This is a genomic window from Klebsiella sp. HMSC16C06 (genome assembly GCF_001808325.1).
Lineage (GTDB): Bacteria > Pseudomonadota > Gammaproteobacteria > Enterobacterales > Enterobacteriaceae > Klebsiella > Klebsiella variicola.
Window position 1 is genome coordinate 96,792 of sequence record NZ_KV793011.1, and the last position, 14,071, is coordinate 110,862.

Below are 14,071 nucleotides of genomic sequence, written 5' to 3' on the forward strand. Positions count from 1 at the left end.
GTGAGCGAAATGGTTGATATGACTAAAAATACCACCGAGAAAAAACTCACTCAGAGTGATATTCGTGGCGTGTTCATTCGTTCTAACCTGTTCCAGGGGTCATGGAACTTCGAACGTATGCAGGCGCTGGGCTTCTGCTTCTCTATGGTTCCGGCAATCCGTCGCCTGTACCCGGAGAACAATGATGCGCGTAAGCAGGCGATTAAACGTCACCTTGAGTTCTTCAACACCCATCCTTACGTTGCCGCTCCGGTACTGGGCGTAACCCTGGCGATGGAAGAGCAGCGCGCCAATGGCGCAGAGATTGACGATGGCGCCATCAACGGCATCAAAGTCGGTCTGATGGGGCCGCTGGCCGGCGTCGGCGACCCGATCTTCTGGGGTACCGTGCGTCCGGTGTTCGCGGCCTTAGGCGCTGGGATCGCGATGAGCGGTAGCCTGCTCGGTCCTCTGCTGTTCTTTATCCTGTTCAACGCAGTGCGTCTGCTGACCCGTTACTATGGCGTCGCCTATGGTTACCGCAAAGGCGTGGACATCGTTAAAGATATGGGCGGCGGTTTCCTGCAGAAACTGACTGAGGGGGCGTCAATCCTCGGCCTGTTTGTCATGGGGGCGCTGGTTAACAAGTGGACGCACGTGAATATTCCGATGGTGGTGTCAAAAATCACCGGTTCTGACGGACAGGTTCACGTCACCACGGTGCAAACCATCCTCGACCAGTTGATGCCGGGCCTGGTACCGCTGCTGTTGACCTTCGCCTGTATGTGGCTGCTGCGCAAGAAAGTTAACCCACTGTGGATCATCGTTGGCTTCTTCGTCATCGGTATCGCGGGCTACGCTGTCGGCCTGCTGGGTCTGTAATTTCCAGGTTGTACGCCGGGGGCTTGCCCCCGGCTTTTTTTTATCAGGAGGAACGCAAAGCAATGACATTCACGGACCTGGTGATCATCCTGTTTATCCTTGCGCTACTGGCCTACGCGGTGTATGACCAGTTCATTATGCCGAGGCGGAACGGCCCGGTGCTGCTGGCCATCCCCCTGCTTCGCCGCAGTCGCGTTGACGGTCTGATCTTTGTCGGCCTCACCGCCATTCTGATCTATAACAACATTACCCAGCACGGCACCCCGATCACCACCTGGCTATTATCTGCCCTGGCGCTGATGGGTCTCTATTTATTCTGGATCCGTACGCCGAAAATCATTTTTAAACCGCGCGGTTTTTTCTTCGCCAACGTGTGGATAGAATATCAGCGAATTAAAGAGATGAATTTATCCGAGGACGGCGTGCTGGTGATGCAATTAGAGCAACGGCGGCTGCTTATTCGCGTACGAAATATCGACGACCTGGAGAAAATCTACAAACTTCTCGTTTCAACTCAATGAGTTATAAATATAGCCAGCGCTATATTTTCCAGTTTTTCTCTGGAAAAACATATAGCCATGGCTATATTTCCCCTGCCTCCTCTTCCCTTTTTTATTAACTATTTATTTACTTATAAATTTAAATGAAAATCGTTATCATTTGGTTATTAAAATAGCCGTCTTCTGTTATTGTTTTATATTCTAAAAATATGTTAAGGTTGCGCCCGTCGTTGGGGAGTAGCCGATTTCCTGTTTGCCAGGAAATGTACGTGTCAACATACTCGTTGCAAAACGTGGCACGTACGGGTTGAAGTGATTCAATCAGGCGAGACCATAGATACATCACTGCTGTACGTATTGCTCAGCCATTGAGCGGCTCCGCGTATATTTACTGGGGGCAGCGATGTGTCATATGGATTATCCCCGGTCAGGACACGCACATGAATTTATCCGCTACCATTCTTCTCGCCTTCGGCATGTCTATGGACGCCTTTGCAGCCTCTATCGGCAAGGGTGCCACCCTGCACAAACCTAAATTCTCAGAAGCCGTCCGCACCGGGCTGATTTTTGGCGTGATTGAAACCCTGACCCCGCTGGTCGGCTGGGGACTCGGCATGTTGGCCAGCCAGTTTGTCCTCGAGTGGAACCACTGGATTGCCTTTATTCTGCTGGTGTTTCTCGGCGGGCGAATGATCGTGGAAGGTGTTCGCGGCGACAGCGACGAGGCGTGCGACGCGCCTCGCCGTCATGGTTTCTGGCTGCTGGTCACCACCGCCTTCGCCACCAGCCTTGACGCGATGGCCGTTGGTGTGGGTCTGGCCTTCCTGCAGGTCAGCATTGTGACCACCGCACTGGCGATCGGCTGCGCGACGTTTCTTATGTCGACGCTGGGGATCATGGTCGGTCGCTTTATTGGCCCGCTGTTGGGCAAACGGGCCGAAATCCTCGGCGGTATTGTGCTGATTGGCATCGGCAGCGAAATCCTCTGGAGCCATTTCGCCGGTTAAGCCTTACGCCTCGCGCTGCCAGCAATGGATCATGAAGTCGGTCTGGCAGCCAAACGTCGCCTGCTGACGCAGCGCGGCGTGCACCTCAGGCTTAGCCCGCCACGCGAACGGCGTCATCTGCAGCAGCGCCTGCGCTTCACTTCCCGTCAGGGTCATCGGATAGGCCAGCTGCTGCTGAGCGTCCAGGCGGAATCCCGGCATCGCTTCCGTCTTCAGCTCATGCAGGCGTACCTCATCGTAAATCAGCCCTTTTAGCTCCAGCAGATGGCGGGGTCCCGGCGTGGCGGTGATCACCCATCCGCCAGGCCGCACCACCCGCGCCAGCTCTTCGGCGTTGCAGGGGGCGTAAATGCGCACTACCGCATCGAAGCTGTTATCAGAGAACGGCAGACGCTGGCTGGAGGCGACGCAAAAACTGACCTGCGGGTAGCGTTTTGCCGCCGCGCGGATCGCTGGCTTCGACACGTCCAGCCCCCAGCTATGGCTGGCGATGGTGGCAAACGCGTGGGTGTAATACCCTTCGCCACAGCCGATATCCAGTAAATCCGCAGGGGCGTAGTGCCGCAGCCGTTCGGCGATCGCCTCCCGTAGCGGCTGATAATGACCCGCATCCAGAAACGCCCGCCGGGCCTGCATCATCTCAGCGCTATCGCCGGGATCGCGCGACCGCTTGAACTGCACCGGTAGCAGATTGACGTACCCCTCTTTCGCCAGATCGAACTGGTGCCGCTGCGGGCAGGAATAGTAGTTGTCGCCGCGGCTTAACGGCGCGTGGCAAAGGGGGCAACTGTATGACATGACGGCTCCGGTGTTGCTAAAGGGCGAAAGTGTAGCGCTATTCGCCCCTGCAGACCACTGTTACAGCGCCGGCGCCAGCGGATGGCTGTCGTGCATCACGATCAGATTCTCCGCCCCTTGCGGCATGCCGTCCGGCATGACGTTCTCCAGCCGCAGGACATCCCCCATGATCTGGCTGAAGACCGGCGCGGACACCGCCCCGCCGTAATAGGAGCCATTACTCGGATCGTTCATCACCACCACCAGCGCAAACTGTGGACGACTGGCGGGCGCCACGCCGGCGGTGTAGGCCACATATTTATCGATATATTTGCCGTCCGGACCGATTTTCTTCGCCGTCCCGGTTTTTACCGCCACCCGGTAGTCGCGCACTGCCGCTTTGGTACCGCCTCCCCCCGGGAGCGCCACGCTCTCCATCATATGCTCTACGCTGTGCACGATGTTCTCCGGCATCACCCGCGTACCTATCACCGGCGGATCGATGCGGGTTATCGACAACGGTCGTTCAATACCGAAACCGCCGATAGTCGCGTAGACGTGCGCCAGCTGGAGCGGCGTCACCATTAACCCATAGCCGAAAGCGAAGGTAGCGCGATCCAGCTGCCCCCAGTAGCGACGATGCGGCATCAGCCCGGCGCTTTCCCCGGTCAATCCCAATCCGGTCGGCTCGCCGAACCCAAATGCCTGATAGGTATCAAGCAGATGCTGCACCGGCATAGCGAGCGAGAGATGCGACACGCCGGTATCACTGGATTTTTGCAGGATCCCGGTCAGACTCAGCTCCGGATAATAGCCCACATCGCGGATGCGGTGGCCGTCGAGGACAAACGGATGGGTGTCCACCACGCTATCCGGCTGGACAATCCCCTGCTGGAGCGCGGTCATGATCACCAGCGGTTTGACGGTCGACCCGGGTTCGAAGGTGTCGCTGATGGCGCGGTTGCGGAAATCATCCAGCGTCGCGCTGTCGCGATTGTTCGGATTGAAGTCCGGGTAGCTGGCCATCGCCAGAATCTCACCGGTATCAATTTTGATCAATACCGCCGCCCCGGATTCCGCCTTATTCCAGCGAACGGCATTATCCAGCGCATCTTCGGTCACCGTCTGCAGACGTTCATCAATACTCAGCTGCAAATTATGCGCCGGGACTGGCGGCACTTCGGTAATATTTTCAATAACATTGCCATGTTTATCTTTGCGCACCAGGCGTCGTCCGGGTTTGCCGGTCAGCTGGGCATTAAAGCTTTTCTCCACCCCTTCGATGCCCTGATTATCGACGTTGGTAAAGCCCAGCAGATTGGCAGCCACATGACCAGCCGGATAGAAACGTCGCGATTCATCGCGCAGATAGACGCCCGGGAGATGCAGTTTATCAATCCACTCCGCCTGCTCCGGATTGATCTGACGCGCCAGATAGAGAAAACGGGCGTGAGGATGACTTTGTACCCGTTGGGCCAGCTCCCCGAGGTTGAGATGCAGTGCTTCGGCCATTGCCTGCCAGCGAGGACCATAACCAACCCCACCCTTCTCCATGGTGGTCTGCGGGTCGATCCAGATAGCGCTGACCGGTACGCTCACCGCCAGCGGTCGTCCTTCGCGGTCGCTAATCATGCCGCGCTCCACCGCCACAGGCTCTTCGCGCAGAGAACGCATGTCTTCTTGTTTTACCAGGTTATCGGGAGAGACAATTTGCAGCCAGCCCACGCGGGCCAACAGCAGTCCCAGACAACCAAGAATGGCCACACAGAGTAACCCGAAGCGAATCGGGGTAAAGCTGGCGGCGGACTTCATTTTTTTCTTTAGCACCATAGCTCCGGCATCATTTTGCAACCATCTGATTTAACAGAAAATTAGCAAAACAGACTGCTACACAATGCTAATAAAGTTGACTATTTGCAACAAGACGCGACGGAAGGGGGTAAAATGACATGCTTTGCAATAAAAACGCAAAAGCCCCGCGCAGGCGAGGCTTTTATACAAGAAGAGTGGTCTTGTATCAGATAGCAGTTACGTTAACTGCAGCCGGACCTTTCTGGCCGTCCTGAATTTCGAACTCAACGTTCTGGCCTTCAGCCAGAGTTTTGAAGCCGTTACCCTGGATAGCGGAGAAGTGTACGAACACGTCTTTGCTGCCATCAGCCGGAGTAATGAAACCAAAACCTTTAGACTCGTTGAACCACTTAACTTGACCTTTAATCTTTGCCATTTGCAAAATTCCTTAGACTGTTTTCTTCGCCTGCTGGCGTTTACATAGATAAAACTGACACATAACTGCATGAGGCACTAATTTAAGGTTCGGCAGAGAAGCGGTATTCAACGACAACGTGTTTACTCAGGACTTCTTTACTGAAAATGCCACACATAAACAGAACTGTACCTCGTTTAACCCGAAACGTGTTATCACATACTACGTAAATAATGGCAAGCCATTTTTAAACGTGTCACGATCGTTCGCACAAATTATAAGGTAATCATTTGATCGCCTGCACATTTATGCGTCTTTGCCGCTCCTGGCAAGGCGTTATAGCATTCGCTAATATCACCTGGTTGCTGCCTCATTACTGCAACTTTTTTACCATAGCTCAACAACTTCGCTTCGTCCAGGTATGTACGTATACGAACCGCCATGCTGACGGCGCTTCGCTGAAGGCGATGAATATTGATGCGCATAATTACTCATAACAGCAGACGAAAAATCGCTAAAGCCGTACCAGTGTAGTGATAATAAAACCTGTTAGTCGTCACGCTAAAAATAGAGCTAATTCTGCACCTTAATAATGAAAAAATGATGACAGTGTCACATTCCAGGGCAATAAACGCGGCGGGAATGACTTTATTTACAGCGTGTAAAAAAGGGAATAATGCACGGGGAAAGGAATAATGGAATAAGAATAAGCTATTACTGCCAGTTATCATGCAGGTGCGCATCTTATGATGCACACCTGTGGAGGTACTTAGCGCTCTGCCACCAGGCGGATAAACTCATCCTCTCCTTTCGCCTTGCCTGCGACGGTCGGCTCGGCCACGTCCTCTTTTTCCGGCGCATTAGCTTCGCAAAGGCGACGTAACAGCGCATTCTGCCGCTTTTGCTGATCCAGCAGCGCTTGCAGCAGTTCTATCTGCTCGTTCGCCCGCGAACTGGCGCGGTTGACGAAGAACCATAACAACAGACCGACAAGCAGCAACGCGACGGATACAGCCAGCGAAGCCAGATTTAAGATCCCAGGATTTAGTAACTCACTCATTTCACCACCTCAAAGAGAAGGCGTTCATTCTACCACCCACACCGCAGAAGGAAATCAGTCGTCAGAAAAATGTCTTACCACGGGATGAATTTATTGATAGTGCAAATGCCGCTGAAAAACTGAACATCCTGGTCGCACATTACGTTAAGCATCTGAGTCCACAGCAACAGGCAGCCTGCTATGATGACTATCAGTAAAACCCACCGTAATTTTTTCACTCCACTCTCCGCATTAGTACTTTATCTCACCAGGATAACACGGCCTTCTTAAACCGCGGCTAACTGTAATACGAACGGCAAGTTTAGGAATCATCGACTTGTTTCAAAACGTGTTCGTGTCAAAATCACGGCAAGGATCATACAAATAATGAGGCATCAATGCGATTAATCATTCGTACTATTGTCGTCGTGGCTATCTTATGGATTGGCGTATTATTAAGCGGCTATGGCGTATTATTCCACAGTGAAGAAAACGTCGGTGGTCTGTGTCTTAAGTGTCAGTATCTCACCGCCCGCGGGGTCAGTACCGCACTTTATGTGCATTCCAACAGCGGTGTGATCGGCGTCAGTAACTGTCCCATTCTGCGCAAAAGCGCAACCGTGGTTGATAACGGTTAAAATCACTCCGGCGAGCGCGACAATAGCACCGCGCTCGCCGGATGTTTCAGCTACCGCGTCAGAACGGGTAGTCGTTGTATCCCATTTGCTCAGAAATCTTGCGCGCCGCCTGATGCAGCATCGCCACATACTCATGCAAACGTTCTTCTGAGAAACGTAGCGTCGGGAAAGAGATGCTCAGTCCGGCGATAACCACGCCGAAACGATCGAACACCGGTACCCCGATGCAGCGTAGTCCCTCTTCCTGCTCTTCGTTATCTTCGCCATATCCCTGCTCGCGTACGCCATCCAGCACCTTCAGCAGCGCTTCCGTGCTGGTGATGGTCCGCTCGGTGCTGCGTTTATACTCCACGCCCTCGAGGATCTGCTCCACTTCGCTGCGATCGCGCCACGCCAGCAGTACCTTACCAATCGCGGTACTGTACAGCGGATTGCGACGGCCGATACGCGAGTACATCCGCAGATTGTACATCGAGTCAATCTTGTGGATGTAGACGATGCTGTCTTCATCCAGCGCCCCGAGGTGAATAGTCTCTTTCGTCAGCCGGGAGAGTTCGCGCATCTGAATATCGGCGCTGCGTACCAGGTCGACGTTCTGCAGCGCACGAGCGCCCAGCTCGAACAGCTTGAGCGTGAGGGAGTATTTCTCTGACTCGCCTTCCTGCGCCACATAGCCCAGTGATTTCATGGTCTGTAAAAAGCGATAAACGGTGCTTTTCGACATCATGACGCGCTGGGACAGTTCGGTAATGCCAATTTCACGCTCTTCACCCAGCGCCTGTAAGATGCCAAAAACCTTCAATACCGAAGAGACAGAATCTGGCTGTTTATCCAAATCTGCACCTGCCATTTATCACCTCGCCGTAACTGTTTTATAAAATTTAGAACCGGTTTTTATTATAAATTCGCCGCCTCTGCGCCGCAATCATTCTTCTGCCACTTCGTTACAAATCTGCGACATACTGCGGAATAATCAATGCTAAACTCATCATTCAAAAAACCGTTTCATTTAAGACTTATATTCACCATGGATAAAAATTCTTCCGATGGCGTGCCGCTGCCGCAACGCTATGGCGCCATTCTGACCATCGTGCTGGGGCTGACCATGGCCGTGCTCGACGGGGCTATCGCCAACGTCGCGCTCCCGACCATCGCCAGCGATCTTAACGCCTCGCCGGCGGCCTCAATCTGGATCGTTAACGCCTACCAAATCGCCATTGTCATCGCCCTGCTACCGCTCTCTTTCCTCGGCGATATGGTCGGCTATCGCCGCATCTATAAGATAGGCCTGGTGGTGTTTATCTTTACCTCGCTGGCCTGCGCCCTGTCGCGCAGTCTCGACATGCTGACCTTCGCCCGCGTCGCCCAGGGGCTGGGCGGCGCCGCGCTGATGAGCGTGAACACCGCGTTGATCCGCCTGATTTATCCGCAGCGCTTTCTCGGCCGCGGCATGGGCATCAACTCCTTTGTCGTCGCCGTCTCTTCGGCAGCAGGCCCGACGATCGCCGCGGCGATCCTCTCCCTTGCCTCATGGCAATGGCTGTTTTTAATTAACGTTCCCCTCGGGATCGTCGCTTTTGTTCTGGCCATGCGCTTTCTGCCACCCAACAGCGCGCGCAGCAAAATCATCCGCTTCGATCTGCCGAGCGCCATCATGAACGCCCTCACCTTCGGGCTGCTGATCACTGCGCTCAGCGGGTTCGCCCAGGGACAGTCTGTTCAGCTGGTGCTGGCGGAAGTGGCCGCCATGCTGGTGGTGGGCTTTTTCTTCGTTCGCCGCCAGCTCAGCATGCCCGTCCCCCTGCTGCCGGTCGACCTGCTGCGCATCCCGCTCTTCTCACTCTCTATCTGCACCTCCATCTGCTCCTTCTGTGCGCAGATGCTGGCGATGGTCTCCCTGCCCTTCTTCCTGCAGACGATGATGGGGCGCAGCGAAGTGGAGACCGGCCTGCTGCTGACGCCGTGGCCGCTGGCGACCATGGTGATGGCGCCGCTGGCCGGTTATTTGATTGAGAAATGCCATGCGGGACTGCTGGGGGCCATTGGGCTGCTGGTTATGGCCTGCGGCCTGTTCGGCCTGGCGCTGCTGCCCGCGTCGCCTTCCGATCTGGATATTATCTGGCGTATGGCGCTGTGCGGCGCCGGTTTCGGGCTGTTTCAGTCGCCGAATAACCACACTATTGTCGCCTCGGCTCCGAGCCATCGTAGCGGTGGCGCCAGCGGGATGCTGGGTACCGCTCGCCTGCTCGGTCAGAGCACTGGCGCGGCGCTGGTCGCCCTGCTGTTCAACCTGCTCGGCAACAGCGGCACCCATACCGCCCTGCTGCTGGCCGGCATTCTGGCGACCGTTGCCGCACTGATTAGCGGTCTGCGCGTCACCCAGCCGCGCGCGGCCTGATAAACGGCGGCAAAAAAAATCCGCAGCTTTCGGGCTGCGGATTTTTATTTTTAGCGTCGAACCGACGGATTACTTCAGATACTCACCGCTACGCAGGGCTTCAATACGTTTATCCAGCGGCGGGTGAGTCATAAACAGCTCGCTCATGGATTTCGCTTTACCATTGATGCAGAACGCCATCATGCTGCTGGCTTCCTGTGGCTCATAGCTGGTTTTCAGACGCTGCAGGGCAGCAATCATCTTCTCGCGGCCCACCAGTCGCGCCGAGCCGGCGTCAGCGTGGAACTCGCGATGACGAGAGAACCACATGGTAATAATGCTGGCCAGAATACCGAACACCAGCTCCAGCACCGTGGCGACAGCGAAGTAGATCAGCGGGTTACCATTGCTGCTCTCCCCTTCATCTTCCCGGTTGCCGCCGAGGAAACCGGCCGCAATCTGGGCAATCACGCGCGAGATAAAGATAACGAAGGTGTTCACCACCCCCTGAATCAGCGTCATGGTCACCATATCGCCATTAGCGATGTGGCTGATTTCATGGGCAATGACCGCTTCCGCTTCATCACGGCTCATGTTTTGTAGCAGCCCGGTGCTGACGGCGACCAGCGAGGCGTCGCGACGCGCGCCGGTAGCAAAAGCGTTAATATCAGGCGCGTGATAGATAGCCACCTGCGGCATGGCAATGCCCGCCTGCTGCGCCTGTTGGGCGACGGTGTGCATCAGCCAGCGTTCCGTTTCGTTGCGCGGCTGCTCGATCACTTCCCCACCCACAGACTTCAGGGCCATCCATTTCGACATCATCAGCGAAACGATAGAACCACCGAAGCCGAACAGCAGGGCCATAATCAACAGACCGGTCATGCTGCTGGATTGGATCCCCGTGAGGCTTAACACCAGCCCGAACACGACCATTACTGCCAGGTTCGTCAGCAGGAAAAGCGCGATTCGCATCATAATTTTCTTTTTACCTCAATTTAACAAAACGCACTATGCGATTACCCACATCGTATGGGTCAGGCTGCAATTTTCAACCATCAACCCCCGCTAAGTCACGATAAAAACACAACTTTACATTTTGTAGCATCTTGCTGACAGCGGCCGGGCAGGTTGACATTTTGTTAGTTGAGCTGAAAGGTGATGACAAAAGCACAAAATAAAACGGGCACCCTCTGAGGTGCCCGTTTGTTATTTATTTACTGGCTGGCGGTTCCACCGCCGGGCGCGCTTTTTCAAGATGCGCCAGGTCTACCGCGATATGGACCGTTTCATCAAGATACGGATCCGGCTCCTGGTAATCCTTCGGCAGGTCATCCAGTTTTTTCAGCAGCGGTTTGCCTTCGCGTTTCAGGCGATCGTTAATCCGCGCCAGACGAATCGCATCATCCTCTTCGTTCTCTTTCTCACGCTGGGCGTAGTTCAGAGAGACGATGTTACGCTTGTCCTTCATCGCGTTATAACGGGCAATATCCTTCATGATGTACTGGAACTCTGGATCCTGCGCGATACGCTCATCATGGCGCTTGAGCAGTTCCGGTCCAAACGGGGTCAGATCCCCGGACTTCACGTAGGTGGCTGCGTTGATGCTATCCCACGGCAGCGCGTTGTCTTCATACTGCTCGCCGGTCTCACGATCTTCATTACCGGTTGGCATCATGATATCCGGCGTCACGCCTTTACGCTGCGTACTGCCGCCGTTAATACGGTAGAACTTCTGGATGGTGTACTGGACGGAACCTAACGCCGGCCAGTCCGGACGCAGCATCTGATCGTAGATACGATTCAACGAGCGATACTGCTGTACCGTCCCTTTACCGAAGGTCGGCTCGCCAACGATCAGCGCGCGGCCATAATCCTGCATCGCCGCGGCGAAGATTTCAGACGCCGAGGCGCTAAAGCGGTCAACCAGCACCACCAGCGGCCCTTTGTAATAGACCACGCCATCGTTGTCGCTGTCTTCGCGGACCTTGCCATTGTTATCACGGACCTGCACTACCGGGCCGGACGGAATAAACAGACCCGAGAGCGATACCGCCTCGGTCAGCGCCCCGCCGCCGTTGCTGCGCAGATCAATGACGATGCTGCTGACGTTCTGTTTTTCCAGCTTCTGCAGTTGCACCTTCACATCATCGGTGAGACCAACGTAAAAGCCCGGAATATCCAGCACGCCGACTTTTTCTTTACCAACGGTTTTCACCGACATCTTCACCGCACGGTCTTCCAGACGGATCCGCTCGCGGGTCAGGGTCACGATACGCGTCTTGGCCCCTTTGCCTGCCGGCAGGATCTCAAGGCGCACTTTGCTGCCCTTCGGTCCTTTAATCAGCGCGACCACGTCATCCAGACGCCAGCCGATGACATCAACCATCGGCTTCCCGGTCTGGCCAACGCCAACGATACGGTCGCCGACGCTGATCGCTTTGCTCTTCGCGGCCGGGCCGCCCGCCACCAGCGAATTGATGACGGTGTAGTCATCATCCATTTGCAGGACAGCGCCAATCCCCTCAAGAGAGAGGCTCATCTCAGTGTTGAACTGCTCGGTATTACGTGGAGACAGGTAGTTGGTGTGCGGGTCGATTTCGCGAGCGAAGGCGGTCATCGCCAGCGAGAAGACATCTTCGCTGTTGGTTTGCGCCAGACGACGGATCGCGAACTTATAGCGACGCGTTAAGGTGTCGCGGATCTCTTTATCGTCTTTACCCGCCAGCTTCAGGCTTAACTGGTCAAACTTCACCTTGGCGTCCCACAGCGTGTTCAGCTCGGCCTCATCTTTTGGCCACGGCGCTTTGGAGCGATCAAGGTTAAAATTATCGTTGCCGGTAAAGTCCATCGGACGTTCCAGCACTTTGAGCGCATACTGATAGCGCTCAAAGCGACGCTGCTGCGCCAGGTTGTAAAGGTCGTAGAATACGTCCAGTTTCCCGGTGCGCAGTTCGTCGCCGATTTGGTCTTTTTTGGCCGCGAACTTCGCCACATCGCTGGCCAGCAGCACATTGTGGCTGTAGTCCAGCAGGTTCAGATAACGGTCAAAAATCTTTGCCGAGAAGGCGTTGTCGAGATCAAACTGACGGTAGTGAGAACGGGTAAAGCGCGACGTCACGCGCTCGCTCACCGTCGCGTGCTGCGGCTCTTCTTTCAGCACGGGTATTTGATCTGCACGGGTTATTTCATCAACAGCGAAAGCATGGCCTGCTATTGCCAGCAGGCCCGCAAGCGCGGTGATTTTAAAAAATGTGTTCATGCCTGGCCCGGCCTCCGTTTCAGAACACCAGGTGTTCTGCGCGTACAATCATTGACATACCAGAAGTCAGCTGTACACGAACGCCATCTTTGGTGATTTCCAGAACGGTGGCGTCCATTGCGTTATTGCCTGCTTTTACCTTCAGCGCCTGGCCGACGGTCAGAACGGAAACATCCGAAACCGGAGTATGACGCTCTTCACGCGGGGCTTTGGCCGCAACAGGACGCGGTTTACGCTGTTCAGCGCCTTCTTTACGACGCGGCTGCTGAGGACGTGGTTTACGCTCGCGGCGAACCCCTTCATCCTGCTGACCTGCGGCGGCGGCGGCTTCGCGTTTTTTCGCCTGCTGGGCAGCGCGCTGCGTCTGAACGCGAGCTTTCGCTTCTTCCAGCTGCTGGCGCGCATGGGCAATGTGCTGTTCTTCCAGTTCGCCGCACGGGTTGCCGTCCAGGTCAACGCGGATAGCGCCGGCTTTCACGCCGTACAGATAACGCCAGCTGGACGTGTAGAGACGTAATGCAGCGCGAAGCTGGGTTTTGCTGAGATTCATCTCACCACCCACTCGCTCAACGAGATCCTGAAAAATACCAATTTTCAGGGGGCGCGCTTCGCCTTCAGCGCTAAAGCACTGCGGGAAACGTTCGGCCAGAAAGGCGATAACTTCTTTACTGCTATTCAACTTAGGTTGATTTTCCATGAAATTTCCTGATTACAACGGACGTAGCCAACAAGCCGCAGGCATGAACAGGCGACATTATAATGACGTCCTCGCTAAATGCTACGTTATCCGTTGATTATCCCACGACACGGGTAAAGATTTTTTGATAATCAGTGGCCGCGATAAGTTTTTCCAGTTGCTCGACCAGCGTGCGCAACCCCTGCTCATCTTCAGCTGTGAAGCGGCCGTACGCCGTGCTGTCGATATCCAGCACGCCGATAATCTGGTCGTTCACGCGCAGGGGAAAGACAATTTCTGAATTACTGGCCGCATCGCAGGCAATGTGACCATCAAACGCATGCACGTCCTCTACGCGCTGGACCTGGGCTTGCGCCACCGCGGCGCCGCAGACACCGCGACCAACCGGAATGCGCACACAGGCCAGTTTGCCCTGGAACGGCCCCAGTACCAGGGTATCGCCTTCCAGAAGATAGAAACCGGCCCAGTTGACCTCGCTCAGCCGCTCGAACAGCAGCGCGCTGGTATTGGCGATCATCGCCAGAAAACTGGTTTCACCTGCCATTAATGCCTGGAAATCGCGGTTCAGAGCCGCGTAAAATTCTGTTTTGCTCATTATATCTTCACTTGGTTGTCTTACTGCCTGATACGTACAGCCTACTAAAATAAGCATTAAATGCGCTTAGGCTCAAGATGAATTCATTCATAGGTTAAGATAGTGGGATACATTC

At 54.9% G+C, this 14,071-nt stretch carries 15 protein-coding genes, 2 pseudogenes and 1 riboswitch; of the genes and pseudogenes, 5 read left to right on the plus strand and 12 right to left on the minus strand.

The annotated features are described in order from the left end of the window. The first annotated feature begins 9 nt into the window (after positions 1 to 9). From HMPREF3142_RS17800 to mntP, 3 genes are all read left to right on the plus strand, one after another. The gene (locus HMPREF3142_RS17800; protein ID WP_004145526.1) at positions 10 to 861 is read left to right on the plus strand and encodes a PTS mannose transporter subunit IID; all 852 of its coding nucleotides are present in this window, start codon (positions 10 to 12) and stop codon (positions 859 to 861) included. Positions 862 to 923: 62 nt separating this feature from the next. Further along, positions 924 to 1,382, plus strand: a complete 459-nt coding sequence (locus tag HMPREF3142_RS17805) for a DUF986 family protein (RefSeq protein ID WP_008804288.1) — start codon at positions 924 to 926, stop codon at positions 1,380 to 1,382. A 199-nt stretch (positions 1,383 to 1,581) separates the two neighbouring features. Then, a riboswitch (yybP-ykoY riboswitch) is annotated at positions 1,582 to 1,684 on the plus strand. Between the two features lie 117 nt (positions 1,685 to 1,801). Then, the gene (mntP, locus tag HMPREF3142_RS17810; RefSeq protein WP_008804287.1) at positions 1,802 to 2,368 is read left to right on the plus strand and encodes a manganese efflux pump MntP; all 567 of its coding nucleotides are present in this window, start codon (positions 1,802 to 1,804) and stop codon (positions 2,366 to 2,368) included. Between the two features lie 3 nt (positions 2,369 to 2,371). On the opposite strand, the gene rlmA is transcribed toward mntP, so the two are convergent. The 7 genes and pseudogenes from rlmA to mgrB all read right to left on the minus strand — a co-directional run bounded on the left by rlmA (position 2,372) and on the right by mgrB (position 6,629). After that, positions 2,372 to 3,166 (minus strand): 23S rRNA (guanine(745)-N(1))-methyltransferase, encoded by a 795-nt coding sequence (gene rlmA, locus HMPREF3142_RS17815; RefSeq protein ID WP_016161382.1) that lies wholly within the window; start codon positions 3,164 to 3,166, stop codon positions 2,372 to 2,374. 60 nt (positions 3,167 to 3,226) lie between these two features. Further along, the gene (gene ftsI, locus HMPREF3142_RS17820) at positions 3,227 to 4,975 is read right to left on the minus strand and encodes a peptidoglycan glycosyltransferase FtsI (RefSeq protein WP_008804285.1); all 1,749 of its coding nucleotides are present in this window, start codon (positions 4,973 to 4,975) and stop codon (positions 3,227 to 3,229) included. Positions 4,976 to 5,162: 187 nt separating this feature from the next. Continuing rightward, on the minus strand, positions 5,163 to 5,372 hold the full coding sequence (gene cspE, locus HMPREF3142_RS17825; RefSeq protein WP_001062678.1) for a transcription antiterminator/RNA stability regulator CspE: 210 nt from the start codon (positions 5,370 to 5,372) through the stop codon (positions 5,163 to 5,165). An 85-nt stretch (positions 5,373 to 5,457) separates the two neighbouring features. Next, positions 5,458 to 5,529, minus strand: a pseudogene (locus HMPREF3142_RS28195) (DUF2627 domain-containing protein); the annotation flags it as partial. Positions 5,530 to 5,626: 97 nt separating this feature from the next. Then, positions 5,627 to 5,836 (minus strand): hypothetical protein, encoded by a 210-nt coding sequence (locus HMPREF3142_RS29505; protein ID WP_153242727.1) that lies wholly within the window; start codon positions 5,834 to 5,836, stop codon positions 5,627 to 5,629. 284 nt (positions 5,837 to 6,120) lie between these two features. After that, positions 6,121 to 6,411, minus strand: a complete 291-nt coding sequence (locus tag HMPREF3142_RS17830) for a YebO family protein (protein WP_002911374.1) — start codon at positions 6,409 to 6,411, stop codon at positions 6,121 to 6,123. 74 nt (positions 6,412 to 6,485) lie between these two features. Then, positions 6,486 to 6,629: a PhoP/PhoQ regulatory lipoprotein MgrB gene (gene mgrB, locus HMPREF3142_RS17835; RefSeq protein WP_002911375.1), complete on the minus strand. Its 144-nt coding sequence runs from the start codon at positions 6,627 to 6,629 to the stop codon at positions 6,486 to 6,488. 159 nt (positions 6,630 to 6,788) lie between these two features. On the opposite strand from mgrB, the gene HMPREF3142_RS17840 reads away from it, so the two are divergent. Next, positions 6,789 to 7,028: a YobH family protein gene (locus tag HMPREF3142_RS17840; protein ID WP_070612265.1), complete on the plus strand. Its 240-nt coding sequence runs from the start codon at positions 6,789 to 6,791 to the stop codon at positions 7,026 to 7,028. 58 nt (positions 7,029 to 7,086) lie between these two features. Here the strand turns inward: HMPREF3142_RS17840 and kdgR are convergent, their stop codons facing one another. Beyond that, positions 7,087 to 7,878 (minus strand): DNA-binding transcriptional regulator KdgR, encoded by a 792-nt coding sequence (gene kdgR / locus HMPREF3142_RS17845; protein WP_008804282.1) that lies wholly within the window; start codon positions 7,876 to 7,878, stop codon positions 7,087 to 7,089. 177 nt (positions 7,879 to 8,055) lie between these two features. Between kdgR and HMPREF3142_RS17850 the strand changes: the two genes are divergently transcribed. Further along, entirely contained in the window at positions 8,056 to 9,426 is a 1,371-nt protein-coding gene (locus tag HMPREF3142_RS17850; protein ID WP_012967757.1) for an MFS transporter, read from the plus strand. A 69-nt stretch (positions 9,427 to 9,495) separates the two neighbouring features. Here the strand turns inward: HMPREF3142_RS17850 and htpX are convergent, their stop codons facing one another. The 4 genes and pseudogenes from htpX to HMPREF3142_RS17870 all read right to left on the minus strand — a co-directional run bounded on the left by htpX (position 9,496) and on the right by HMPREF3142_RS17870 (position 13,956). After that, positions 9,496 to 10,380, minus strand: coding sequence for a protease HtpX (gene htpX / locus HMPREF3142_RS17855; RefSeq protein WP_008804280.1), 885 nt, complete (start codon positions 10,378 to 10,380; stop codon positions 9,496 to 9,498). A 235-nt stretch (positions 10,381 to 10,615) separates the two neighbouring features. Next, a complete protein-coding gene (gene prc, locus HMPREF3142_RS17860; RefSeq protein WP_008804279.1) occupies positions 10,616 to 12,664 on the minus strand; it encodes a carboxy terminal-processing peptidase in 2,049 nt (682 codons plus the stop codon). A 19-nt stretch (positions 12,665 to 12,683) separates the two neighbouring features. Then, positions 12,684 to 13,361 carry an RNA chaperone ProQ gene (gene proQ, locus HMPREF3142_RS17865; protein WP_008804278.1) on the minus strand — a complete coding sequence of 226 codons (678 nt, stop codon included), beginning with the start codon at positions 13,359 to 13,361 and terminating at the stop codon, positions 12,684 to 12,686. An 81-nt stretch (positions 13,362 to 13,442) separates the two neighbouring features. After that, positions 13,443 to 13,956: pseudogene (locus HMPREF3142_RS17870) on the minus strand (GAF domain-containing protein). Between the last annotated feature and the right edge of the window lie 115 nt (positions 13,957 to 14,071).